Here is a 21,884-nt window from a genome sequence, read left to right as displayed (position 1 = left end):
AGCGCGAAAGGCGAGCCGTTGCACGCCATGCGTAGAGGAGTCGTGCGGATGCCGTTTCGGTGCGCGGCATCGCGACACAGTTCAGGTCGCCGCGCGCGGCGCAGGAAGGACGTCCGCGCGCAAGGATGAAACCTGCGCGCGGAGTGAAGCGGGCTATTACAGCCCCTTGCGGAACGGCGCGCCCGAATGCTCGCGCAACTCGTTGAACACGATCTTCGGCCACGCCTTCTGCGCGACTTCGATTTCGGAGATGTGCGAAGCCAGGTAAGTGGGCGCGTTCGACGCGTCGTAGGCCATGCGGGCCGCGTAGGCGTCGGTGAAGCGGCGCAGTTCGGTGGCGTCGTCGCAGGTGACCCAGCGCGAGAGGCGGTAGCGCGCGGGCATGATGCGCACGTCCACCTTGTATTCCGCGGACAGACGGTGTGACACCACTTCGAACTGCAGTTGGCCCACTGCGCCCAGAATCATCGAACCGCCGTGCAACGGGCGGAACACCTGGATCGCCCCTTCCTCGCCGAGCTGCTTGAGCGCTTCGCCCAGCTGCTTCGCGCGCATCGGATCGACCACTTCGATGGTCTGGAAGATTTCCGGCGCGAAGAACGGCAGGCCGGTGAACTGGAGATCCTCGCCTTCGGTGAGCGTATCGCCGAGGCTCAGCGTGCCATGATTAGGAATACCGATGATATCGCCGGGGTACGCCTCGGCCACGGTCTCGCGACGCTGTGAGAGGAAGCTCACCACGTTATTCGCGCGAAACGTCTTGTTGTTGCGCGTGACCTTCAGCTGCATGCCGCGCTCGAACCGGCCCGAACAGACGCGGATGAACGCCACGCGGTCGCGGTGCGCGAGGTCCATGTTGGCCTGGACCTTGAACACGACGCCCGTGAATTTCGGCTCGCTCGGATCGACTGGACGCTGCACCGCCATGCGCGGCGACGGCGGCGGCGCGAGATCGACGAGCGCATCGAGAATCTCTTTCACGCCGAAGTTGTTGATCGCCGAGCCGAACAGCACCGGCGACTGCTCGCCGGCGAGAAACGCGTCACGATCGAACGTCGGCGTCGCGCCGGTAATCAGTTCGACCTCTTCCTTCGTGCGCTTCCAGTGATAGCCGAAACGACGCTCGCCATCTTCGTCGCTGATCGCCTGCAGCGTTTCCACCGCGCCGCCGAGCGACTGCTCGCCCGCGCGGAACACGCGCACCTGATCGCGCTGGATGTCGTAGACGCCCTGGAATTCCTTGCCCATGCCGATGGGCCAGGTGAACGGCACCGCCGCCACGCCGAGGTGCTGCTCGATCTCGTCGAGCAGGTCGAGCGGCTCGCGCACTTCGCGGTCGAGCTTGTTGATGAACGTGAGAATCGGCGTCTTGCGGCTGCGGCAGACTTCGAGCAGCTTGAGCGTCTGCGCTTCGACACCGTTCGCACCGTCGATCACCATCACGGCGGCGTCCACCGCCGTCAGCACCCGGTACGTGTCTTCCGAGAAGTCCTCGTGGCCCGGCGTGTCGAGCAGATTGATGACAGCGTCGCCATACTCGAACTGCATGACCGAACTCGCCACCGAGATGCCGCGCTGCTTTTCGATCTCCATCCAGTCGGACGTCGCGAAGCGGCCGCTTTTCTTGCCCTTCACCGTGCCGGCGATCTGGATCGCGCCCGAGAACAGCAGCAGCTTTTCGGTCAGCGTGGTCTTGCCCGCGTCCGGGTGAGAGATGACCGCAAACGTGCGGCGGCGTTCAAGTTCGGAAACAGAAACTGACATCGGACTGGGTATCACAGATGAAATTCAGGCAACCGGGCAGCACGAGGCATGGGTTGCAGCGTGGGCGGCTGGTGTGGGCCACCAGCCGGGTCCGGTCACCGGACGGCATCGCAGGGCAGGCACGGCATCTGGAGCCGCGCGCAAATAGCACGAACGGTCCGGAAATCAGGGCTCACACCGGCGCGAAACGACGCAAAGCGGCGCCGGGGACGAATGATACACGGCATTGCCGCATGCGACGAAAATTCGATACGGGCATATGGATAGCACGGCTACATGCGGCGCGCAAACGATCTTGGTACGGGCCGCAAAAGCGGCTTGGGGCGAGCTTCTGCGGGGAGCGTGGCGCCTGCCAGCCTGAAAATTCACGCCCCCCGCAAAACGTTCGCGAGAGACGGCCGGTCACTCCTTGATGAGGAAGCGGTCGCGGTTCTTGCCGGCGAGCCAGCCCGGCGCACGGCCGCGGCCACTCCACGTCTGGCCGGTTTTTGGATCCATATAGCGGGCCGGCTGCGGCTTCTTGCGCTTCGCGGCTACGCGACTCGTGAAGCCGAGTTCTTCCGGTGTGATGTCGTACTCGGCAATTTTTTGCTTGATATCCGCGATTGCCTGCTCGATTTCTTTTTCACGGGCTGCGGCAACTTCCTTGTGAAGCTTCTCAAGTTGGGCGGTCAATTGCTTGTAGCTCGGCATGGAAGGTGTTCTCCGGTTCGGTCACACGACGACATTGTGACCGTTCTGAAGCGAAAGTGCGCCGGATTGCGCCTCTTTTTCGTCACGCATGGGCAATCCATTTCGCTTTTCGCACCGCCTAGCGCCGCCGGCTTTCATCCACGCGTTGCTCAAGCTCGCACAGCGCCTCTTTGAGCCGCTTCACACGTTGCACTTGCGACGGCACGAGATCCGCGCTCATCACCGATTCGACCCGCTCTCGCCAATATGAAAGCGGAATGCGATCCTGACCGGAAAGCCGTGCAATGACATGTTCCAGATGCTCGATATCTTTTTCGAGTTGATGGTGATTCACTGTCGTCCCCGGTAATGGCAAGCGATTTAATGACACGCGGGCCGGCGCGTCTACGTAATTTCTAATTTTCCGCAAATACTCAAATAGCGTTCTTGATTGTTTTTATCCGGACTCGCGCCGGATATTGCCACGCAAACTGCAATATATAGGCCCCAGGCACCTCTGAACAATAAATTTCGTACGCCCGGCTATCCGTTGGCTACCGCACGAAAGCCTCGACCGATCCAGAAAAAACGGATGGTGCGTTCACTTCAGACTTCAACGGGATAAACCGCGGTTATAACGCCCGAATATTACTCAATTGTGGAGCAGCATGCTCAATGCATTTTCTGGACGGCAGAAGGCGTCGGATTTCAGCCACAAGAACATAGCGGAATCGGGCGAACTGGAATATGGCAACGTGTTGCGCGCCATTTACGAAACAATCGATTTCTTCGGGCTCGGGAAGGTTTTTACGCTGAATGACTGAGGTTGACTGATACGGCGTCGATTCATCCGTTCGCCTTCGACCGGCACGCCACATGGACGCTGGCCGGCCGCCGAAGTCCAGCGCCTTATTTGGCGCGGCAGGCGAAGACGAGGTTGAAGTTGGCGCCCTCGATGGACGTGCCAACCGTGTCGTAAGTGCCGCCGCAACGCGCGCGCGCCTGCTGTGCACAGGAGTCGCGGTCGCCCTCAGCCGGACATTGCACCTGGATCGTCGGGCGGCCGTCGGAAAGAAACAGCGGCGGCGTGCTGCTGCTGCACGCGGACAAAGCGGCGAACACCATGCAGGCGCTCATTGCGACCGGCAGCCTGAGAAAACGGAACGACGGCGACGAATCTGGACGTGTCATGGCGGACCCGATGGGTTTTCTAGTTCTTCGACCTGCGATTGTGCCATGCTAGCGGCCGCCTGCGCGGCTTGTACCCGGCAACGCGAGCGCTCAGTTTGACGGAGCCAGCGTTTTGTAAGGCAGCGCGCCGCGCGGATCGGCCGTCACGCGCACGAAAACCTGCTCGACATCGGGGATGGCTTCGAGGCGGCGCTGCAACGCGGCCTGGTCGAAGGATGTGCTCGCGCATCCTTCCGCGTAGACAAAACGGCGCTGCACGGTGATCCAGAGACTCGTGTTCGCGAGCGACGCGTCGCCCTTGAACCGCTCACGGATCGCGGTGGCAATGTCCGCGTCATACAGGTACGAATTCGGCTTCGAGCACTTGTGCGCGAGCCAGCACGTGGTGCCGCGCTCCACGCGGTAGTGGGCATCGTCTTCGGCTTCCGCCTGCGTCATCAGCGGCCCGAGTGGCATCGGGCACGCACTCACCGCGCTCGAGAGCGCGAAAAACGGATCGTTGTACCAGTTCTTGCGCGGCGCCTGCGCGTCTGAGGCCGTCTGCGCGTACGCGGAAGCGCTTGTCGCAAGACAGCCCGCGAGCACCGCCCATGCGCCACATCGCACAATCGTCCGCCAAAGGATCCGATCCGGTTCGAAGCCGATCATCGCCGCCCTCCCGAGCGTCGCCGCCTGCGCGTACATGCGGCCCGCCTGCGGCAAAGATAGGACGGTACAGCCGGCGCTGCAACGGTGATACGTTTCGGTAGAATCGGCGCAATACACCACGATGCATCGAACTATAACTATCGCGGGAGGCTTAATGTCGTTCGTTATCGTTATCGCTGCGCTCGTGTTTCTCATGCTCGCCGCCTATCGCGGCTACAGCGTGATCCTGTTTGCGCCCATCGCCGCGCTCGGCGCCGTGCTGCTTACCGAGCCAACCGCCGTCGCGCCGGTGTTCTCCGGCATCTTCATGGAAAAGATGGTCGGCTTCGTGAGGCTGTACTTCCCCGTGTTCCTGCTCGGCGCCGTTTTCGGCAAGGTCATCGAACTCTCGGGCTTCTCCGAATCGATTGTTATTGCCGCGATCCGCTACATCGGCCGCTCGCGCGCCAACGCCGTGATCGTCGCGGTGTGCGCGCTGCTGACCTACGGTGGCGTGTCGCTGTTCGTCGTGGTGTTCGCGGTGTATCCATTCGCCGCCGAGCTCTATCGCCAGAGCAACATTCCGAAACGGCTGATGCCCGGCGCAATCGCGCTCGGCGCATTCTCGTTCACGATGGACTCGCTGCCCGGCACGCCGCAGATCCAGAACATCATCCCGACGACGTTCTTCAAGACGACCACGTGGGCCGCGCCCGTGCTCGGCATCATCGGCTCGCTCTTCATCGTCATCGTGGGCCTCACGTACCTCGAATGGCGCCGCCGCGGTGCAATGGCGGCGGGCGAGGGCTACGGCACGTCGCTCCTGAATGAGCCCGAGCGCGTCGAAACGGCGAATCTGCCGAATCCGCTTCTCGCCATCGCTCCGCTCGTGCTCGTGGGCGTGGCGAACTTTCTGCTCACGCGCTGGATTCCGATCTGGTACGGCGAGAGCTTCACTGTAACGCCCGACGTGCTACCCGGCATTCACGCGCCCGTCACGACCACCATCAAGCAGGTCGTGGGAATCTGGGCCGTCGAAGGCGCGCTCGTGCTCGGCATCGTGCTCGTGATCGTCACGGCGTTCCACCGCGTCAGTTCGCGCTTCGCCAACGGCACGAAAGCCGCGGTGGCGGGCGCGCTGCTCGCTTCGATGAACACCGCGTCCGAATACGGCTTCGGCGGCGTGATTGCCGCGCTGCCGGGCTTCATCGTCGTGAGCGACGCGCTCAAGAGCATTCCGAACCCGCTCGTCAATGCGGCGGTTTCCGTTAGCGCGCTCGCGGGTATCACCGGGTCGGCATCGGGCGGCATGAGCATCGCGCTCGCGGCCATGTCCGATCTGTTCATCAAGAGCGCGCAGTACGCGAACATTCCGATGGAAGTGCTGCACCGTGTGGTCGCGATGGCGAGCGGCGGCATGGACACGCTTCCGCACAACGGCGCGGTCATCACGCTGCTCGCGGTAACGGGCCTCACGCACCGCGAATCGTATCGCGACATCTTCGCGGTCACGATCATCAAGACGCTTGCGGTGTTCTTCGTGATCATCGTGTTTTATACGACCGGAATCGTTTGACGGTTCGGAACGCGGTGCGTTGCCCGTGATTTCGTCGCTTCGCTTCATCGGTCCGCCCGTCGCGCGCGGGCGGCTAACGCCTGCCCTCTAAGCGCAATCGTCGTTCGGGATCCAATGATCGCTGCGTCAGCGTTCGCTGATCGCGATCGCGTTCGTCGTCATCGTCGTAAAGAACGCAATGACCTTGACTCACTGACTTCGCAACCGACTCGTCCGCGCGCCTTCACGCCGCCCATTGCGCTTCGCGTGGATAATCCGTGAAGCTGCTTCGCCGGCAAGAACCGATGGGCGGGGCCGCAGCATCGCAAGACTCGTGCAACCTGCGGGAGATGAGATGACTGACTGGTCCGCCATACAGCACATCGTCGTGCTGATGCTGGAGAATCGTTCGTTCGATAACGTCCTCGGCCATTTGCGTCCGGCGGGCCCCACTTTCGACGGGCTCGACGGCGCAGACTGCGCGGGCAACGACGGCATCGCGCCATGGACCACGCCGCCTGACGCCGACGGTTCGACGATGCCCGATCCCGACCCCGGCGAATCGTTCGACGACATCAACGCGCAACTCTTCAACGGACCTGTGACGGGCGTACCGCCGATGAGCGGCTTCGTCTCCAACTACCGGAACAAGGGCGGCAATGGCGCCGACATCATGCACGGCTTCACACCCGCCGAGCTTCCGGCGCTGACCCAACTGGCAAACAGTTTCGCCGTCTCGGACCGCTGGTTCGCCTCGGCGCCGTGCCAGACCTGGCCCAACCGGTTCTTCCTGCATGCGGGTACGGCTAACGGCTACGAAAACAATACGCTCGATGGCTTTCCGTTTCCGATGCAGACCATCTTCAACGAGCTGCAAGGCGTCGTGCCGTGGAAGATCTATTTCCACGATTTCCCGCAGGCCGCACTGCTGTCGCGCCTGTGGCCGTACTTTGGAAACTTCCGGCTGATCGACGAATTCATCAGCGACGCCGCGGCGGGTCAACTACCCGCCTACGCTTTCATTGAGCCGCGGTATTACCCTGACGCGCAGAATCTGCCCAACGATATGCATCCGCCGCACCACGTGCCGTTCGCGGATGCGCTCGTCGCGCGCGTGTATAACGCCGTGCGTGCGTCGCCCAACTGGGGCAGCACGCTCATGATCGTGACGTTCGACGAGCACGGCGGCTGCTTCGATCACGTTGCGCCGCCCGCCGCGACGCAGCCCGAGCCGCCGCGGCCGACCCAGCGCTTCACGTTCGACCGCTTCGGCGTGCGCGTCCCCGCGATCATCGTCTCGCCGTACACCGCCGCGGGGTCTGTGCTGCGCGCGGCGGGACCCGTGCCTTATGACCACACGTCGATCATCAAGACCATTCGCAACTGTTTTGGCATCGCCGGACCGCTGAGCGCACGCGAGGCCGCCGCGCCCGACCTGTCCGCGGCGCTGAATGCACCGGTCGACCCGGAACGGAGCCCTGCGTCGATCGCAGTGTCAGAGCCCACAATCGACCCCGCCGCACTACAGGCCGCGAGCGGCCGCGACGTGACGCACTTGCAGAGCCTGCTCGCGCTGGTCGCGAAACACCTCGCGCCGCTGGGCGAAGACGCGACCGCGGCCCAGCACATGCAGGACATCATCCAGTCGAAAACCGCACCAGCCAGTCAACCGGACGACGCGCCGACAACGGCTGGCGCCGCAGGTGACATCGTGCGCGATGTCATGCAGAAGATCCTCGCGCGCTCTGCCGCTCCGGAGCCACCGCCCGCTCCGTCGCCTTCATCGACGCTCTATCGAGGACACTGAAATTATCATCTGGACTCCCAGGAGAATGCGATGTCTTCACCCACTGACAATAACGCGTTGTTCGCACCGGCCATAAATTACTGGGCTTTGATGATGCGCTCGTTCTTTCCCCTCATCGCCGCGCCGCAATCGCTCAACGAGCCCATCTTGCCGTGGACCTTCGCAGGTGTCGTCGTCAACAACGAAAACTCAGGCGATCCGGCCACCGAACAGGCCGTCGTCAACAGCGACAGCTATGGCCGCCAGTTGGGGCGCATTTCCGACGCGCTCGAAGTCCTGATCAGCAAGCTTACCGAGGAAGAAAAGAAGGACAAACGCATCAGTGATTTTGTCGATATGAAAAAGAAAATCGACGAAATCAAGGACGACAGGGCGACCGTGCGGTTTAACAAGGTGGTGTCCGACCTCGACGATCTCCGCAATCGCAACAAGGAGACCTTCGACAAACGGATCGACAGCATCAACGCGCTCGCGAAAAAGTGACGTTTTTGGGCGATTGCGTGAAATACGGGCTCGAAATCAGCAAGCGGCGCGAACGAATACACCCGCCGTCTTCGATAAGGTTGACGTACAACGGCTCGACGCGTGAACAGAAAAGCAGACCCGCCCTCAACTCTTCCTTGAAGTCTTCGGAATGAATGTTGTAGGCACGTGCTGAATCTTTTCGCTACCGCAGTCAGGACAGTGCGGATGAGCAGCTTCATGTTCAGCGAGATGTTCGACGCTCTCGAACGTCTTGCCGCACTTCTCGCAGCGGTATTGGTACGTCGGCATGGCAGTCCTCCGGAATAGGCTCTGCGACTCTGCGTATGGGTACTAGTATGGTCGGTCGTCAAGGGAACTCAAGAACGAACTCGACACACTCCGTATCGCCAGATTGAAAGTCGTGTCGAAGAACGAAAAAAGGCGGCGTGCTGTCACGCACGCCGCCTTTTCCGGTCCAGCACTCGCGACGTTACGAATCACCATCGCGAGAAGCGACCCAATCAGTGTTGCAGAAAATCCAGCACCATGCGGTTAAACGCGTCCGCATGCTCCCACTGCGCCCAGTGGCCGCAACGGTTGAACACGTGCAACTGCGCGTTCTGCATTCCCGCGAGCAGTCGCAGACCCGTATCCATCGGCACGAAACGATCGTCGCGGCCCCAGATCACGAGCGTCGGCGCCGCGATTTCGCCCAGGCGCGGACCGTAGTCGGTGAACTGCTTCGGATTCGCCGCGAGGCTCTTCACGAAGTTCTCCAGGTGGTCGCGACGCGCGAGCATGTTATCGAGCCGCGCCTGCATCAGTGCGTCGGTGAGGGCGCTCGCATCGTAGACGAACACGTTCATCATGCGCTTGAGGTTCTCGATGGTCGGCTCGCGATAGAGACCCTGAAGCAGCTTGATGCCTTCGGTCGGCATCGGCGCGAAACTGCTCGGACCGGCGGTGCCGCCCCCCATCAGCACGAGCTTGCCGACGCGCTGCGGGTTCGCGAGCGCGAACGCCACGGCGCTGTGGCCACCCATCGAATTGCCGAGGATATGCACGCGCTCGATGCCGAGCACGTCGAGCAGGCCCTTCAGCGTGCGGCCGTTGAGTTCGGAGCGCGATCCGGTGCAGACGATCGGGTCGCTCTTGCTCCAGCCGAGGCAATCCATGAGGATCACGCGATAACCGGCCGCGACGAGCGGCTCGACGTTGCGGTTGAAGTTCGCCCAGCCGCTCGCACCCGGACCCGAACCGTGCAGCATCACGACCGTTTCTGCGCCAGCACCCGCGTCGTTGTAGTGAATCTGCACGTCCTGATCGTCCACCTTTACGCGGGCGAACTTGCTCGTCGACGCCTCCGTGATTGCCTGTGCAGTCATGATGTCCTTCCTCTTTAAATCCTGGTTAATCGCCAGGGAGGAACCATCGGCTCCTCCCGCTCATTCAGGTCGCGAAGACCGTGCGCGGTGCCGCTGTTTACTGCTGTCCGGCTTCAGCGCGCTTCTTCAAATCAAGCGCCACGTCAACGATCATGTCCTCCTGGCCACCCACCATGCGGCGCTTGCCCAGTTCAACCAGAATGTCGACGGTCTTCAGGCCATACTTCTTCGCAGCCACCTCCGAATGGCGCAGGAAGCTCGAATACACCCCCGCATAGCCCAGCGCGAGCGTCTCACGGTCCACGCGCACCGGCCGGTCCTGCAGCGGACGCACGATGTCGTCGGCCGCGTCCATCAGCGTGTACAGATCCGTGCCGTGATGCCAGCCCATACGCTCGGCCGCCGCGATGAACACTTCGAGCGGTGCATTACCGGCCCCCGCGCCCATCCCCGCGAGCGACGCGTCGATACGGTCGCAGCCCTCTTCCACCGCAACCATCGAGTTCGCCACGCCCAGCGACAGGTTGTGATGCGCGTGCATGCCCGTCTGCGTTTCGGGCTTCAAAACAGCCTTCACCGCGCGGAAGCGGTCGCGCACATCGTTCATCGTCAGCGCGCCGCCCGAATCGACCACGTAAATGCAGGTCGCGCCGTAGCGTTCCATCTTCTTCGCCTCGACGGCGAGATTCTCCGGCGTGGTCATGTGGCTCATCATCAGGAAGCCCACCGTGTCCATGCCAAGTTCGCGCGCATACTCGATGTGCTGCTTCGAGATGTCCGCTTCCGTGCAGTGCGTGGCCACGCGCACCACGCGCGCGCCCGCGTCGTACGCGGCCTTCAGGTCGTGAATCGTGCCGATGCCCGGCAGCAGCAGCGTCGCGATCTGCGCGTGCGTGACGACGTCGGCCACCGCCTCGATCCATTCGAGGTCGCTGTGCGCGCCGAAACCGTAGTTGAAGCTCGAGCCCTGCAGGCCGTCGCCGTGCGCCACTTCGATCGAATCGACCTTCGCGCGGTCCAGCGCGCGGGCGATGTCCTGCACGTTCTGGATCGAGTACTGGTGGCGGATGGCGTGGCTGCCGTCGCGCAGCGTCACGTCGGAGATATAGAGTTTCTTGCTCATGTGCGTTGTCCTTTAAGCGGCGACGACCGAACTGGCGATGCGCTCCGCGGTGGCGAGCGCCGCCGAGGTCATGATGTCGAGGTTGCCCGCGTAGGCCGGCAGATAGTGCGCCGCGCCTTCGACTTCGAGAAACACCGAAGTCTTCAGGCCGCTGAATTTGCCGAGGCCCGGGATGTTGAGCGGCGCGCTCTCGGGGATCACGTCGAACTGCACCTTCTGCTTGAGGCGGTAGCCCGGCACGTAGGCGTTCACGGCCTTCGCCATTTCTTCGACCGAGGCTTCCACCCGCGCCTGGTCGGCCAGTTCGGACAGCACGTACACGGTGTCGCGCATCATCACCGGCGGCTCGGCCGGATTGAGCACGATGATCGCCTTGCCCTTCGCCGCGCCGCCCACCACTTCGATGGCCTTCGACGTCGTTTCGGTGAATTCGTCGATGTTCGCGCGCGTGCCCGGACCCGCCGATTTGCTGCTGATCGAGGCGACGATTTCTGCGTAATGCACCTTCGCCACGCGCGAGACGGCCGCCACCATCGGGATCGTCGCCTGGCCGCCGCAGGTGACCATGTTCACGTTCGGCGCGTCGATGTGCGCGTCGAGATTCACGACCGGCACACAGTACGGACCGATCGCCGCCGGCGTGAGGTCGATCACGCGGATGCCGGGCTTGTGCTCGCGCAGGAACGCGTCGTTCTTGACGTGCGCGCCGGCCGAGGTGGCGTCGAACACCACGTCGATGTCTTTAAAGATGGGCAGGTTCACGAGGCCCTGCACGCCCTCGTGCGTGGTCGCGACGCCCAGGCGCGCGGCGCGCGCGAGGCCGTCCGATGCCGGGTCGATGCCGACCATCGCGCCCATCTCGAGATGCCTGCCGTGCCGCATGATCTTGATCATGAGGTCGGTGCCGATGTTGCCCGATCCGATGATCGCGGCCTTGAGTTTTTGCGAAGCCATTTATGTTCCCTGATCAGGCAGTAAAAGTGGCGCGGACGCTGCCGAGCCCTTCGATCTGTGCGGTAAACGTGCCCGCTTCCGTGACGGCCACCATCGGCCCGAGCGCGCCGGTGAGCACGACGTCGCCCGCGCGCAGCGGCGTGCCGAGCTGCGCCATGCGGTCGGCGAGCCACACGGCTGCGTTCAGCGGATTGCCGAGGCACGCCGCGCCGTTGCCGCGCGAGAGCACTTCGCCGTCGCGCGAGAGTTCCATCGCGCACGCCGTGAGATCGATCCGCGAGAGCGGCACCGGGCGGCTGCCCACCACGAAGCGCGCGCTCGATGCGTTGTCGGCCACGGTATCGACGAAGCGGATGTCCCAGTTCGCGATGCGGCTGTCCACCACTTCGATGGCGGCCAGTGCGTAGGCGCTTGCGTTGATGATGTCGACGAAGGTGTGCCTGTCGTGCGTGAGGTCGCGCTCGAGCACGAGCGCGATTTCCGCTTCGACCTTCGGCTGGATCAGCTGCGAAAGCGGGATCGGTTCGCCGTCGCCGTACGCCATCGATGCGAACAGCGCGCCGAAGTCGGGCTGGTCGACGCCGAGCTGCCTTTGCACCGCAAGCGAGGTGAGGCCGATCTTGCGGCCCACGATGCGCTCGCCGTTCGCCACACGCAGGTCCACGTTGGCCTGCTGCACGGCGTAGGCGGTGGTCATGTCGTCGGGGGCGATTTCGCCGCGCACGGGGACGATCGTGTTACGCGAGGCTTCGGCGGCGCGCAGGCGCGCGGCTAGCGTCGTCACGAGGTTCGAATTAGACATCGCGTTCTCCTTGATGCGTTCCGTCATGCCGCCGACGTCGCGTGCATGGTGGCAAAGCCCGCGATCCACTCGGGAATCGCGCGGTAGTAATCGAGCGACGCGCGATACGGGCCAGACGCAGCGAGCGCCCCGAACGCGGCCACCCACGTGCGAATCTCATGCGCCGACTTCCCGCCATCGCGCGTGATCGCTTCATTGGTCATGCCGTCCACCACGGTCAGTTCGCCGGAAGCGAGCGTCGCGAGAAACGCGCGATCCCATTCGGGATTGAGCGCATGCAGATGGCTGTCGCCCGCCGTGAACGACTTCGCGGCGGCCACCGTGCGCGCCTGGCGCGCGGCGCGCGACTCCGGAGTCGGATTGCGTCCGGCGATGAGCCGCTCCTGAACCTCAGGCATCGCGCCAGCGAGTTCAGGCACCGGCGGCTCGTGCGAAATACCGCCAGACCCGACGAAAAGCACGCGCTTATCCGTGCGCGCGAAGAAGCGGCCGATCGCGTCGCCGAGCAGGCGCGCGCGACGCAGCGTCGCCATGGGCGGCGCCACCGAGTTGATGAACACCGGAATGACCGGATAGCGGTCGAGTCCGCCCGTGAGCACTTCAAGTGCCTGCGCGCAGCCATGATCGACCTGCATGCGATACGAGAGCGCAACGTCAATATCCGCGGCCAGCACGTTTTGCGCGAGCGCTCGTGCGAGATCTTCCGGCACCGGCAGCGTGCCAGCCATGCTCTTGAAGTCGCCGATCGCTTCAGCGCGCGCGCCGATGCAGAACGGCGGCATCACGTCGTAAAAGAAGCCGTTGTAATGGTCGGGCGCGAACGCCACGATCAGGTCGGGCGCAAACGCTTCGACGCGGTCGCGCGCCGCGCGGCCCACGCGTTCGACTTCCGCAACGACTTCCGGCGACGGATCGTAATAACCGTGCAACGGTGTGTGCGAAAGACATTCGAGATGAATAGGCATACTAATTTATGCTCCTGCTTCTTGTGTAACGGCGACCTGATCTCGTCCGATATGCTGTGACGACGGCAAACCGGCGACGGCGTTCGCACCGAGCTTGCCCGCGAGTTCGACGATGGCGCCCGAGACCTGCTGCGGTGTGCACACGCCCGCAACGAAACGGTCCGGACGCAGCAGCACCACCGATTCCGGAATACGCGTGAACCAGTCCTTCAGCCGGCCCGTGACGTCGCCGATGGCGAGCACGCCTTCGGGCACGTCGTCGGTGTAATTGAGCTGCACGTCCGGCTTCGCGATCACGAAACGCGCGCCCAGACGCTCCCACAGCGCACGCGCCTCTGGCGTGAGGCCGAAGGTCGGGTCCGCGCCCCAGGCGAGCACGGCGAAGCCGTTGCCGATCGCGTCGTCGAGCAGCACGACGCGGCCATCGGCAAGACACACACGCGGCTGGATGAACATTCGGCCCACGGGGGAAGCGGCGAGCGGATCGGGACCGTACGCGAGGCGACCGATCAGCGAATCGCGCTTCTCGCTCATCAGGCCGAGCAGACGGCCCGGCGCCGAATTGCCCGAGCGTTCGAGCAGGCGCGCGAGCCAGCCGCCCGTTTCTTTCGGCGGCGGCAGCAGCACGACGCCCGCTTCATAGCGCGGCATCGGCTTGAATCGCATTTCGACGAAGTAGCGCTTGACCGACGGGAAATGGTTCAGCGACTTCACGAACACGTCGCGGAACCGCGCGCCAAAGCGCGTGGTCGGCGCGAAGATGTCGCCCGCGACTTCGGAGAGGTGAATCATCGAACGTGCATGCGCCCGGCGCTCGACGGTATAGGAGTCGAGCAGGCGGCCATCGGCGAGCCCCTTCGCGACCATCGCGAGTTTCCAGCCGAGGTTGCTCGCATCGCGGATGCCGCTGTTGTAACCCTGGCCCTGCCAGACGGGCATGATGTGCGCGGCGTCGCCGGCCAGCAGGACGCGGTCCACGCGGAACGTCGACGCGAGTCGCGCGTTGTGCGTATAGACGCGCTTGCGGATGTAATCGACGCTTTCCGGATCCGCGACGACCTTGCGGATCAGCGCCGCCATGTTTTCAGGCTTCGACAGCTCTTCTTCCGTCTCGCCAGGCATCACCATGAATTCGAAGCGGCGGATGCCGTGCGGCAGCGCGGCCGACACATAAGGCCGCGTGTGATCGCAATGCATGTAGATGTGCGGCGAGCCGACCGGATCGTTACGCACGTCCACGACGATCCACTGATTCGGCTTCGTGCGGCCTTCGAACGGCACGTTCAGCGCGCGGCGCACGAAACTGTTGCCGCCGTCCGCGCCGACCATGTACGCTGCGCGGATCGTGCGGCGCGCGCCATCCGCGCCCGTGACGTCGATGCTCACGCCGGTTTCATCCTGTGTGAACGAGTCGACCGAGTGGCCCAGCAGGACCTGCACGCCGTCGAAGCGCTTGAGGCCTTCGTAGAGCACCTGGTCCGCGGTCGGCTGAAGAAACGCGTTGCGGCGCGACCAGCCGAATTCGTCGGTGCGCGGCTCGATCGATGCGAAGCAGTGGCCGTCCTTCGTGACGAAACGCATCCAGTGGTCGGGCGTGGTGTGCGGCAGCAGTTCGCGCACGAGATCGACCGACTGGAAAACGCGCAATGCTTCGTCATCCAGACCAATGGCGCGCGGGTAATCGATGATCTGTTCGAGCTTTTCGATCACCGTGACACGCACGCCCTCGCGGCCGAGAATGTTGGCGATCATGAGGCCGACGGGGCCCGCGCCGATGATGGCGACATCGGTCGCCTCGACGCGGGAACGGAAGGAATCCACCGCCTGATCGTTGGGGGTATTCATGTGTCTCCTGGCTCGCTCGGCTCGACGGCCGCTGCGGATGCTGAAAGGTCCCGGCGGGGACTGGCAGTCCGGGTGAGGCGTAGTGCCGCAGGCCGGTAAATGTTCAGCGAGTCTAGGTGTGGCCTGGAGCTGGCTCAACATTTTCAGAAAAATGTGCATAGAATGCACATCGCTGATTTGGCAGGGGAATTTGAGATATGACGAAGTATGCAAACGTGCGTGGCCTCGCACGCGGCCTGCAGGTACTGCAAGCGCTCAACGCGATGGAAAACGGCCGCGCGACGAGCCAGCAGTTGAGCGAGACGACGGGTCTGCACCGCACGACGGTGCGGCGTTTGCTGGAGACGCTCGTGGAAGAAGGGTTTGTGCGGCGCAGCGATTCCGACGACAGTTTCCGCCTCACGCTGAACGTGCGCGCGCTGAGCGAGGGCTTCACGGACGACGAGCACATCGCGACGATCGCGCCGCCGATCATGGCGAAGATGCTTCAGCGCATCGTGTGGCCCTCGGACCTGACGACGCCCGACGGCGACGCGATGATCGTGCGCGAGACGACGCACCGCTTCAGCCCGCTTTCGTTTCACCGCGCGATGGTGGGCCGCCGTCTGCCGATGCTGCTGACGGCAGCGGGGCGTGTCTACTTTGCGACCTGCCCGGAACCCGAACGCGAGGACATCCTCGACGTGCTGCGCTCGGGCGCGGGCGGCGAACAGCAGCAGAAGCTCGCGCTCGACGACGCGTTTATCCGCAACCTGATCCGGCAGACGCGCGCGGACGGCTTCGGCTCGAATCACGGCGACTGGTCCGACCAGCGCAAGATCGGTGCGCTGGCCGTGGCGATCGAGGCGCACGGCCGCGTGCTGGCGAGCCTGAACGTGGTCTACCTGGAGCAGGCCATCAACCCAGCGGAGGCCGTGCGCCGGTTCCTGCCTGAATTGCAGCGCGCGGCCGAAGAAATGGTGACGGCGCTCGAAGCACCGGAAGACAAGCCCGCGACGAAACGCTGAGCGCGCCGCACCTCAAGACGCGGCAGCATTTTCGCGCACGATATCGAGCAGTCCCTGAAGCTCGGCCCCATGCGGCTCGTTGCGCGTCACCATCAGCAGGTCGATCGTGGGCGGCTCGCTTTCCAGTTCACGTGTGCAGATCGCGCTGCTCGTCAGCGAGCCGACATAGGCAGGCAGCAGCGCATAGCCGAGCCCCATGCCCACGAGGTTCAGGTTCAGGAGAATATTGGTCGCCACCTGCTCGACCTTGCGGTGCAGCGCGTGTGCGTCGAACCAGCCTTCGACGACGCTATGCAGTTCCCCCGAAAACGATGAATGCGTGTTGATGAACGGCTCGCCGTTGAGCTTCGCGGGCGGAATGCGCTCGAGCTTCGCGAGCGGATGCGCGCTCGGCAACACCACCACGAGCGGCTCGGTCAACACAATCTCGCTCTTCAGCAAAGGCGAATGCACAGGACGACGCATGAATGCCACGTCGATGTCCCCACGCAGAAGCGCCTGCTCCTGATCCGCGGTGGGCAGGCTGCGCAACTCGACGTTCACATCGGGAAAACGCATTCGCAGACGCGGCAGGATCGCGGGAAAGATGCGGATTTCCGCGGCAGGCACGAAGCCGATCGTCACCGTCGCGAGCCCCTGCTGTCCCGCCTGGCGTGCCCGCGCCACCGCGCGGTCGGCTTGCGCCACCACGAGACGCGCCTCGGCAAGAAACACTTTGCCCGCCTCGGTGAGTTCGACTTTGCGGCGCGTGCGTTCGAGGAGCGGTGTGCCGACCTCGTCCTCCAGATTGCGTATCTGCTGGCTAAGCGACGGCTGCGCGGTGTGGAGTCGAAGCGCGGCGCGCGTGAAGCTCAACTCGTCGGCAACGGCAATGAAATAGCGCAGGTGTCTCAGTTCCATGCGTAATTATCGTTCAAACGTCTAACTGCCAACAAACAAAATATTTCACTTTGACCGGGGCGACAACGATGATCCGGTTGCATTCCCCACCGGGACGAAATGCCACGGAGCTTTGCATGGGCTGGGATCAAGCGCTAAAGCGCCAGGTCCCATCGACAGGAGACTCGCATGTCCACAAACATCGACATCGACGCGTTGGTCGACGCACGCAATGGTCGCGTCACGCCGTCGATCTACACCGACCCCGCCATCTACGAACTCGAACTCGAACGCGTGTTCGGCCGCTGCTGGCTCTTTCTCGCGCACGTCAGTCAAATACCGAAAGCGGGCGACTTTTTCAACACGTACATGGGCGAAGACCCCATCGTCGTGGTCCGCCAGAAAGACGGTTCAATCAAGGCCTTCCTCAACCAGTGCCGCCATCGCTCGATGCGCGTGAGCTTCGCCGATTCCGGCAATGCGCGCGCGTTCACGTGCCCGTATCACGGCTGGTCGTATGGCGTGGACGGTGCACTGATCGACGTGCCGCTGGAGCCGCGCGCCTATCCGCAAGGCCTGTGCAAAGAGAAGTGGGGCCTCCAGGAAGTGACGCGCGTCGCCGTATACAAAGGCCTCATTTTCGGCAACTGGGATGCCGACGCGCCCGACCTCGAAACGTACATGGGCGACATCGCATGGTACCTCGACGGCGTGCTCGACCGCCGCGAGGGCGGCACCGAGATCGTCGGCGGCGTGCACAAGTGGGTGATCGACTGCAACTGGAAATTCCCGGCCGAGCAGTTCGCGAGCGACCAGTATCACGCGCTGTTTTCGCACGCATCGGCGGTACAGGTGCTCGGCGCGAAAGAAAACGACACGGACAAGGCGCTCGGCGCGGGCCAGACCGCACGCCCCGTCTGGGAAACCGCGAAGGACGCGCTGCAATACGGCGAGCGCGGCCACGGCAGCGGCTTCTTTTTCACCGAAAAGCCGGACGCGAACGTCTGGGTGGACGGCGAAGTTTCACAGTACTTCCGTGACACCTACGAAGAAGCAGAAGCGCGTCTTGGCAAGGTGCGAGCGCTTCGACTCGCGGGCCACAACAACCTGTTCCCGACGCTTTCCTGGCTCAACGGCACGGCAACACTGCGCGTGTGGCATCCGCGCGGACCGAACCAGGTCGAGGTGTGGGCGTTCTGTATCGCCGATAAAGACGCCTCCGACGAAGTGAAAGCCGCCTTCGAACGCAGCGCGACGCGCGCGTTCGGTCCGGCCGGTTTTCTCGAACAGGACGATTCGGAGAACTGGGCCGAAGTGCAGAAGGTGCTGCGCGGACATCGCGCGCGTAAATCGAAGCTGTGCATGGAGCAAGGCCTCGGCCAGGAACGCATCCGCGACGATGGCATTCCAGGCATCACGAACTACATCTTCTCCGAGACCGCAGCACGCGGCCTGTATCGCTACTGGGCCGACCTGCTGCTCTCCGAAACGTGGGACGAAATCAACGAGCGCACGCAGCGCTATGAAGCGGAGGTGCTCAAATGAGTGAAGTGGCCCAACGCGCGACCGGCAAGGACACACGCGTCGCGCTGGAACTGCACCACGACATCGAGCAGTTCCTTTTCCACGAAGCCGCGCTGCTCGACGAATGGCGCTTTCGCGACTGGATCGACCTGCTCGCCGAAGACATTCACTACACGATGCGCACGACCGTGAACGCGCAGACGCGCGACCGCCGCCGCGGCGTGCAGCCGCCCACCACGTGGATCTTCAACGACACGCGCTTCCAGCTCGAACGCCGCGTAGCGCGGCTCGAAACCGGCATGGCATGGGCGGAAGAGCCGCCCTCGCGCACGCGCCACTGCGTTTCGAACCTGCGCGTCGCCGCGACGGACACGCCGGGCGAATTCGAGGCGCGCGTGAACTACATCCTCTACCGGTCGCAGAAGGAACGCGACGAAACGTTTTACGTGGGCTGCCGCCTCGACCGCGTGCGCCGCGCCGACACCGCCGCAGGCTGGCAACTGTGCCATCGCGAGATCACGCTCGATCAGGCGGTGTTGTCCTCCCATAACCTGAGTGTGCTTTTCTGATCATGGCTCGAATCTTTGTCTGCCAGGACGACGCGTTGTCCGATGGCGAAGCGATCAAGGTGGACGGCCCGTCCGCCGCTATTGCAGTGTTCAAGGTGAACGGCGAACTCTTTGCGCTGAACGACCGCTGCTCTCACGGCAATGCTTCGATGTCCGAAGGTTATATCGAGGACGATGCGACGGTCGAATGTCCGCTGCACGCCGCGCGTTTCTGTCTGAAGACCGGCCGTGCGCTGTGCCAGCCCGCCACCGATCCGCTCGCGACGTTCCCGGTCACTCTGATGGACGGCGCCGTGTATGTCGACGTGCCGGAGGCGGCATGAGCATGAAAGACGCCGGGGGCTGGCTCGACAATGACGTCGCGTTGATCACGGGCGGCGGATCGGGTCTCGGACTCGCGCTCGTCGAGCGTTTTCTCGCGGAAGGCGCGCGCGTGGCCGTGCTGGAACGGTCGGCGCAAAAGGTCGCCGCGCTGCGCGAGCGTTTCAGCGCGAGCGAAGTCGTCGCGGTGCAAGGCGACGTCACGTCTTACGCCGACAATGAACGCGCCGTGAACGCCGCCGTTGAAGCGTTCGGCAAGCTCGATACCTTCATCGGCAATGCGGCGATCTGGGATCATGCGTCGAGCCTCGTCGATCTCACGCCCGAGCAGCTCGACAGCGGCTTCGGCGAACTCTTCTCGATCAACGTGAAGGGCTATCTGCTCGGCGCCAGGGCGGCGGCACGCGCGCTCATCGCATCGGAGGGCAGCATGATCTTCACGCTGTCGAACTCGTCGTTCTACCCCGGCGGCGGCGGCCCGCTGTATACCGCGAGCAAACACGCGGCCGTGGGCATCATCCGCCAGCTCGCCTATGAACTCGCACCGAAAGTGCGCGTGAACGGCGTCGGTCCGTGCGGCATGGCTAGCGACCTGCGCGGCCCTGCTTCGCTCGGTCAGCAAGATCTGCGCATCATGGACTCGCGCACGCCCGAGGCCATCGCCAGCATCCTGCCGTTGCAGTTTTTCCCGGAACCCGCCGATTTCACCGGCCCCTACGTCATGCTCGCCTCGCGCGCGAACAACCGCGTGCTGAGCGGCGTGATGATCAACGCCGACGCCGGTCTCGGCATACGCGGCATCCGTCACGCGGCGGGCGGCCTGCATCTGTAATGGAGCACGCACGATGAGCGCATCGACCATTGCCATCGTCGGCGCGGGCCAGGCCGGCGCCACCGCGGCGGCGGAACTGCGCCGCCAGGGTTACACGGGCCGCGTCGTGCTGATCGGCGACGAACCACACGCGCCCTACGAGCGCCCGCCGCTCTCGAAGGACGTCCTGTTGCAGCCGGATACCGCGCGCTGTGCGATCCACGCCGACGACTTCTATCAGCAACAGTCGATCGAACTGCGTCTCGGCGTGCCGGTCGTGGGACTCGATCCGCACGCGCGCACCCTCGCGCTGCAGGACGGCACGACGATCGTCTTCGACAAGCTCCTGCTCGCCACCGGCGCACGGGTGCGCCGCCTGCCGATGCTCGACGCGCTCGGCGACGGCATCCACACGCTGCGCACGCTCGACGACGCACGCCGCCTGCACGCTGTGCTTAAACCCGGACGCCGCGTGCTACTGGTCGGCGCGGGCGTGATCGGCCTGGAACTGGCATCGAGCGCGGTCGATCTCGGCGCCGAGGCCACGGTGATCGAACAGGCCCCGCGGGCGATGATGCGCTGCTCGCCGCCCATGCTAAGCGAGCACCTCTGCGACGTTCATCGCGCGCGCGGCGTCTCGCTGCATCTTGGCGTGCCGATCGTTTCGGCCGCGCGTGAAGGGGATGAAATCGTGCTGACGCTGCAGGACGGCACGCGTTGCGCGGGCGATGCCGTGATCTACGGCATCGGCGTCGAACCGGAGACGACGCTCGCGCGCATGGCCGGGCTCGACATCGACAACGGGATCGTCGTCGATGCGCAGTGCCGCACGTCGCATCCCGACATCTACGCGGCCGGCGACGCCGCCTGCCGCCGCGCCCCGAACGGCCGCGCCGTGCGCGAGGAAACCTGGGAGAACGCGAACCGCCAGGCCGTGACGGCTGCACGCGCGATGCTCGCGCTTGATCCCGAATCGGAGCCCGAATCCGCCGACGCGCCCTGGTTCTGGACCGACCAGTGCGGCCTGAACATCCAGTTCGCGGGCGACATGGCTGCGCCCGAATGGCTCGCGCGCGGCTCGCTCGCCGCGCCGCCGTGCGTGCTCTTCGGCCTCGACGGCGATGGCGCCGTGGTGGGTGCGATCACGGTGAATCAGGGACGTGACATGCGCAGCGCCAAAGCGCTGATCGGCAAGCGCGCACGCATAGCGCGCGAGGTGCTCGTCGACGCGACACGCAACCTGCGCGACCTCGCGCGCGAAGCGGCCTGAATGGCGATGCTCGAAAAGCGCTTGCAAGCGCACACGAGTGTCTCTATAATTCGCGCCTCGACAGGCTCGTAGCTCAGCTGGTTAGAGCACCACCTTGACATGGTGGGGGTCGTTGGTTCGAGTCCAATCGAGCCTACCAACGAATGAAGCAACGAATGAAGCAACGCACAAAGCAGCGAATAAGTAGCAAATAAGCTACGAACAAAGCAGCACCATCGACAATGACGCACTCCCTCGCGGGAATGCGTCATTTTCTTTATTCAGGCGCTTTTTCTGCTGCTGTGTTCAGGTGTCGGCAATACGGCGCTCAGTCGAGCGCCGTATTGTTCGGATGCCAGAGCAAATCCT

General features: G+C 63.8%; 23 protein-coding genes and 1 tRNA gene. 11 read left to right on the top strand and 13 right to left on the bottom strand.

Translation table 11 applies throughout. The features are described 5' to 3' along the window. Positions 1-156: 156 nt before the first annotated feature. The 3 genes from D1Y85_RS24865 to D1Y85_RS24855 form a co-directional block, all read right to left on the bottom strand. On the bottom strand, positions 157-1,764 hold the full coding sequence (locus tag D1Y85_RS24865; protein ID WP_124153739.1) for a peptide chain release factor 3: 1,608 nt from the start codon (positions 1,762-1,764) through the stop codon (positions 157-159). A gap of 402 nt (positions 1,765-2,166) precedes the next feature. Next, positions 2,167-2,457 (bottom strand): H-NS histone family protein, encoded by a 291-nt coding sequence (locus tag D1Y85_RS24860; protein WP_124153738.1) that lies wholly within the window; start codon positions 2,455-2,457, stop codon positions 2,167-2,169. Between the two features lie 118 nt (positions 2,458-2,575). Beyond that, positions 2,576-2,791, bottom strand: a complete 216-nt coding sequence (locus tag D1Y85_RS24855; protein ID WP_124153737.1) for a hypothetical protein — start codon at positions 2,789-2,791, stop codon at positions 2,576-2,578. Between the two features lie 313 nt (positions 2,792-3,104). Between D1Y85_RS24855 and D1Y85_RS27260 the strand changes: the two genes are divergently transcribed. Then, complete coding sequence (locus D1Y85_RS27260) at positions 3,105-3,260, top strand: hypothetical protein (RefSeq protein ID WP_185219120.1); 156 nt, start codon at positions 3,105-3,107, stop codon at positions 3,258-3,260. Between the two features lie 85 nt (positions 3,261-3,345). Here D1Y85_RS27260 and D1Y85_RS24850 read toward each other — a convergent pair whose 3' ends face one another. Beyond that, positions 3,346-3,561 (bottom strand): hypothetical protein, encoded by a 216-nt coding sequence (locus D1Y85_RS24850; protein WP_246025046.1) that lies wholly within the window; start codon positions 3,559-3,561, stop codon positions 3,346-3,348. A gap of 156 nt (positions 3,562-3,717) precedes the next feature. Beyond that, positions 3,718-4,236, bottom strand: a complete 519-nt coding sequence (locus D1Y85_RS24845; protein WP_425466982.1) for a BON domain-containing protein — start codon at positions 4,234-4,236, stop codon at positions 3,718-3,720. Between the two features lie 193 nt (positions 4,237-4,429). Between D1Y85_RS24845 and D1Y85_RS24840 the strand changes: the two genes are divergently transcribed. The 3 genes from D1Y85_RS24840 to D1Y85_RS24830 all read left to right on the top strand — a co-directional run bounded on the left by D1Y85_RS24840 (position 4,430) and on the right by D1Y85_RS24830 (position 8,099). Continuing rightward, complete coding sequence (locus tag D1Y85_RS24840; protein ID WP_124153735.1) at positions 4,430-5,830, top strand: GntP family permease; 1,401 nt, start codon at positions 4,430-4,432, stop codon at positions 5,828-5,830. 334 nt (positions 5,831-6,164) lie between these two features. Then, complete coding sequence (locus D1Y85_RS24835) at positions 6,165-7,616, top strand: alkaline phosphatase family protein (RefSeq protein ID WP_124153734.1); 1,452 nt, start codon at positions 6,165-6,167, stop codon at positions 7,614-7,616. A gap of 30 nt (positions 7,617-7,646) precedes the next feature. Then, positions 7,647-8,099, top strand: coding sequence for a hypothetical protein (locus D1Y85_RS24830; RefSeq protein WP_124153733.1), 453 nt, complete (start codon positions 7,647-7,649; stop codon positions 8,097-8,099). A gap of 126 nt (positions 8,100-8,225) precedes the next feature. On the opposite strand, the gene D1Y85_RS24825 is transcribed toward D1Y85_RS24830, so the two are convergent. The 7 genes from D1Y85_RS24825 to D1Y85_RS24795 form a co-directional block, all read right to left on the bottom strand. Continuing rightward, positions 8,226-8,390, bottom strand: coding sequence for an FmdB family zinc ribbon protein (locus tag D1Y85_RS24825; RefSeq protein WP_124153732.1), 165 nt, complete (start codon positions 8,388-8,390; stop codon positions 8,226-8,228). 212 nt (positions 8,391-8,602) lie between these two features. Then, positions 8,603-9,466: an alpha/beta fold hydrolase gene (locus D1Y85_RS24820; protein ID WP_124153731.1), complete on the bottom strand. Its 864-nt coding sequence runs from the start codon at positions 9,464-9,466 to the stop codon at positions 8,603-8,605. A gap of 97 nt (positions 9,467-9,563) precedes the next feature. Beyond that, positions 9,564-10,589 carry a 4-hydroxy-2-oxovalerate aldolase gene (dmpG, locus tag D1Y85_RS24815; protein WP_124153730.1) on the bottom strand — a complete coding sequence of 342 codons (1,026 nt, stop codon included), beginning with the start codon at positions 10,587-10,589 and terminating at the stop codon, positions 9,564-9,566. Positions 10,590-10,601: 12 nt separating this feature from the next. After that, complete coding sequence (locus D1Y85_RS24810; protein WP_124153729.1) at positions 10,602-11,543, bottom strand: acetaldehyde dehydrogenase (acetylating); 942 nt, start codon at positions 11,541-11,543, stop codon at positions 10,602-10,604. A gap of 13 nt (positions 11,544-11,556) precedes the next feature. Next, positions 11,557-12,345 carry a 2-keto-4-pentenoate hydratase gene (gene mhpD, locus D1Y85_RS24805; RefSeq protein ID WP_124153728.1) on the bottom strand — a complete coding sequence of 263 codons (789 nt, stop codon included), beginning with the start codon at positions 12,343-12,345 and terminating at the stop codon, positions 11,557-11,559. A gap of 23 nt (positions 12,346-12,368) precedes the next feature. Further along, the gene (locus D1Y85_RS24800) at positions 12,369-13,310 is read right to left on the bottom strand and encodes a 3-carboxyethylcatechol 2,3-dioxygenase (RefSeq protein WP_124153727.1); all 942 of its coding nucleotides are present in this window, start codon (positions 13,308-13,310) and stop codon (positions 12,369-12,371) included. 6 nt (positions 13,311-13,316) lie between these two features. Continuing rightward, on the bottom strand, positions 13,317-15,155 hold the full coding sequence (locus D1Y85_RS24795) for a bifunctional 3-(3-hydroxy-phenyl)propionate/3-hydroxycinnamic acid hydroxylase (protein WP_124153726.1): 1,839 nt from the start codon (positions 15,153-15,155) through the stop codon (positions 13,317-13,319). Between the two features lie 197 nt (positions 15,156-15,352). On the opposite strand from D1Y85_RS24795, the gene D1Y85_RS24790 reads away from it, so the two are divergent. Then, positions 15,353-16,162, top strand: a complete 810-nt coding sequence (locus D1Y85_RS24790) for a DNA-binding transcriptional regulator (RefSeq protein ID WP_124153725.1) — start codon at positions 15,353-15,355, stop codon at positions 16,160-16,162. Between the two features lie 12 nt (positions 16,163-16,174). Here the strand turns inward: D1Y85_RS24790 and hcaR are convergent, their stop codons facing one another. Further along, positions 16,175-17,062, bottom strand: a complete 888-nt coding sequence (gene hcaR / locus D1Y85_RS24785; RefSeq protein ID WP_124153724.1) for a DNA-binding transcriptional regulator HcaR — start codon at positions 17,060-17,062, stop codon at positions 16,175-16,177. Positions 17,063-17,230: 168 nt separating this feature from the next. Here hcaR and hcaE point away from each other — a divergent pair, with 168 nt between their 5' ends. The 6 genes from hcaE to D1Y85_RS24755 all read left to right on the top strand — a co-directional run bounded on the left by hcaE (position 17,231) and on the right by D1Y85_RS24755 (position 21,675). Next, positions 17,231-18,586 (top strand): 3-phenylpropionate/cinnamic acid dioxygenase subunit alpha, encoded by a 1,356-nt coding sequence (hcaE, locus tag D1Y85_RS24780; RefSeq protein ID WP_124153723.1) that lies wholly within the window; start codon positions 17,231-17,233, stop codon positions 18,584-18,586. Further along, positions 18,583-19,134: a 3-phenylpropionate/cinnamic acid dioxygenase subunit beta gene (hcaF, locus tag D1Y85_RS24775; protein WP_124153722.1), complete on the top strand. Its 552-nt coding sequence runs from the start codon at positions 18,583-18,585 to the stop codon at positions 19,132-19,134. The genes hcaE and hcaF overlap by 4 nt, the downstream gene beginning before the upstream one ends. A 2-nt stretch (positions 19,135-19,136) precedes the next feature. Next, positions 19,137-19,457: a 3-phenylpropionate/cinnamic acid dioxygenase ferredoxin subunit gene (hcaC, locus tag D1Y85_RS24770; protein WP_124153721.1), complete on the top strand. Its 321-nt coding sequence runs from the start codon at positions 19,137-19,139 to the stop codon at positions 19,455-19,457. Further along, positions 19,454-20,287 (top strand): 3-phenylpropionate-dihydrodiol/cinnamic acid-dihydrodiol dehydrogenase, encoded by an 834-nt coding sequence (gene hcaB, locus D1Y85_RS24765; RefSeq protein ID WP_281278320.1) that lies wholly within the window; start codon positions 19,454-19,456, stop codon positions 20,285-20,287. Before hcaC ends, hcaB begins: the two co-directional genes overlap by 4 nt. Positions 20,288-20,300: 13 nt before the next feature. Next, positions 20,301-21,536 (top strand): 3-phenylpropionate/cinnamic acid dioxygenase ferredoxin--NAD(+) reductase subunit, encoded by a 1,236-nt coding sequence (gene hcaD, locus D1Y85_RS24760; protein WP_124153720.1) that lies wholly within the window; start codon positions 20,301-20,303, stop codon positions 21,534-21,536. A gap of 62 nt (positions 21,537-21,598) precedes the next feature. Next, positions 21,599-21,675, top strand: a tRNA-Val gene (locus D1Y85_RS24755). The last annotated feature ends 209 nt before the right edge of the window (positions 21,676-21,884 follow it).

It is taken from the genome of Paraburkholderia dinghuensis, assembly GCF_003837865.1.
In the GTDB taxonomy this organism is placed as follows: domain Bacteria; phylum Pseudomonadota; class Gammaproteobacteria; order Burkholderiales; family Burkholderiaceae; genus Paraburkholderia; species Paraburkholderia dinghuensis.
The sequence above is the reverse complement of the archived record's forward strand: the minus strand, read 5'-3'. Positions and strand labels throughout refer to the sequence as shown.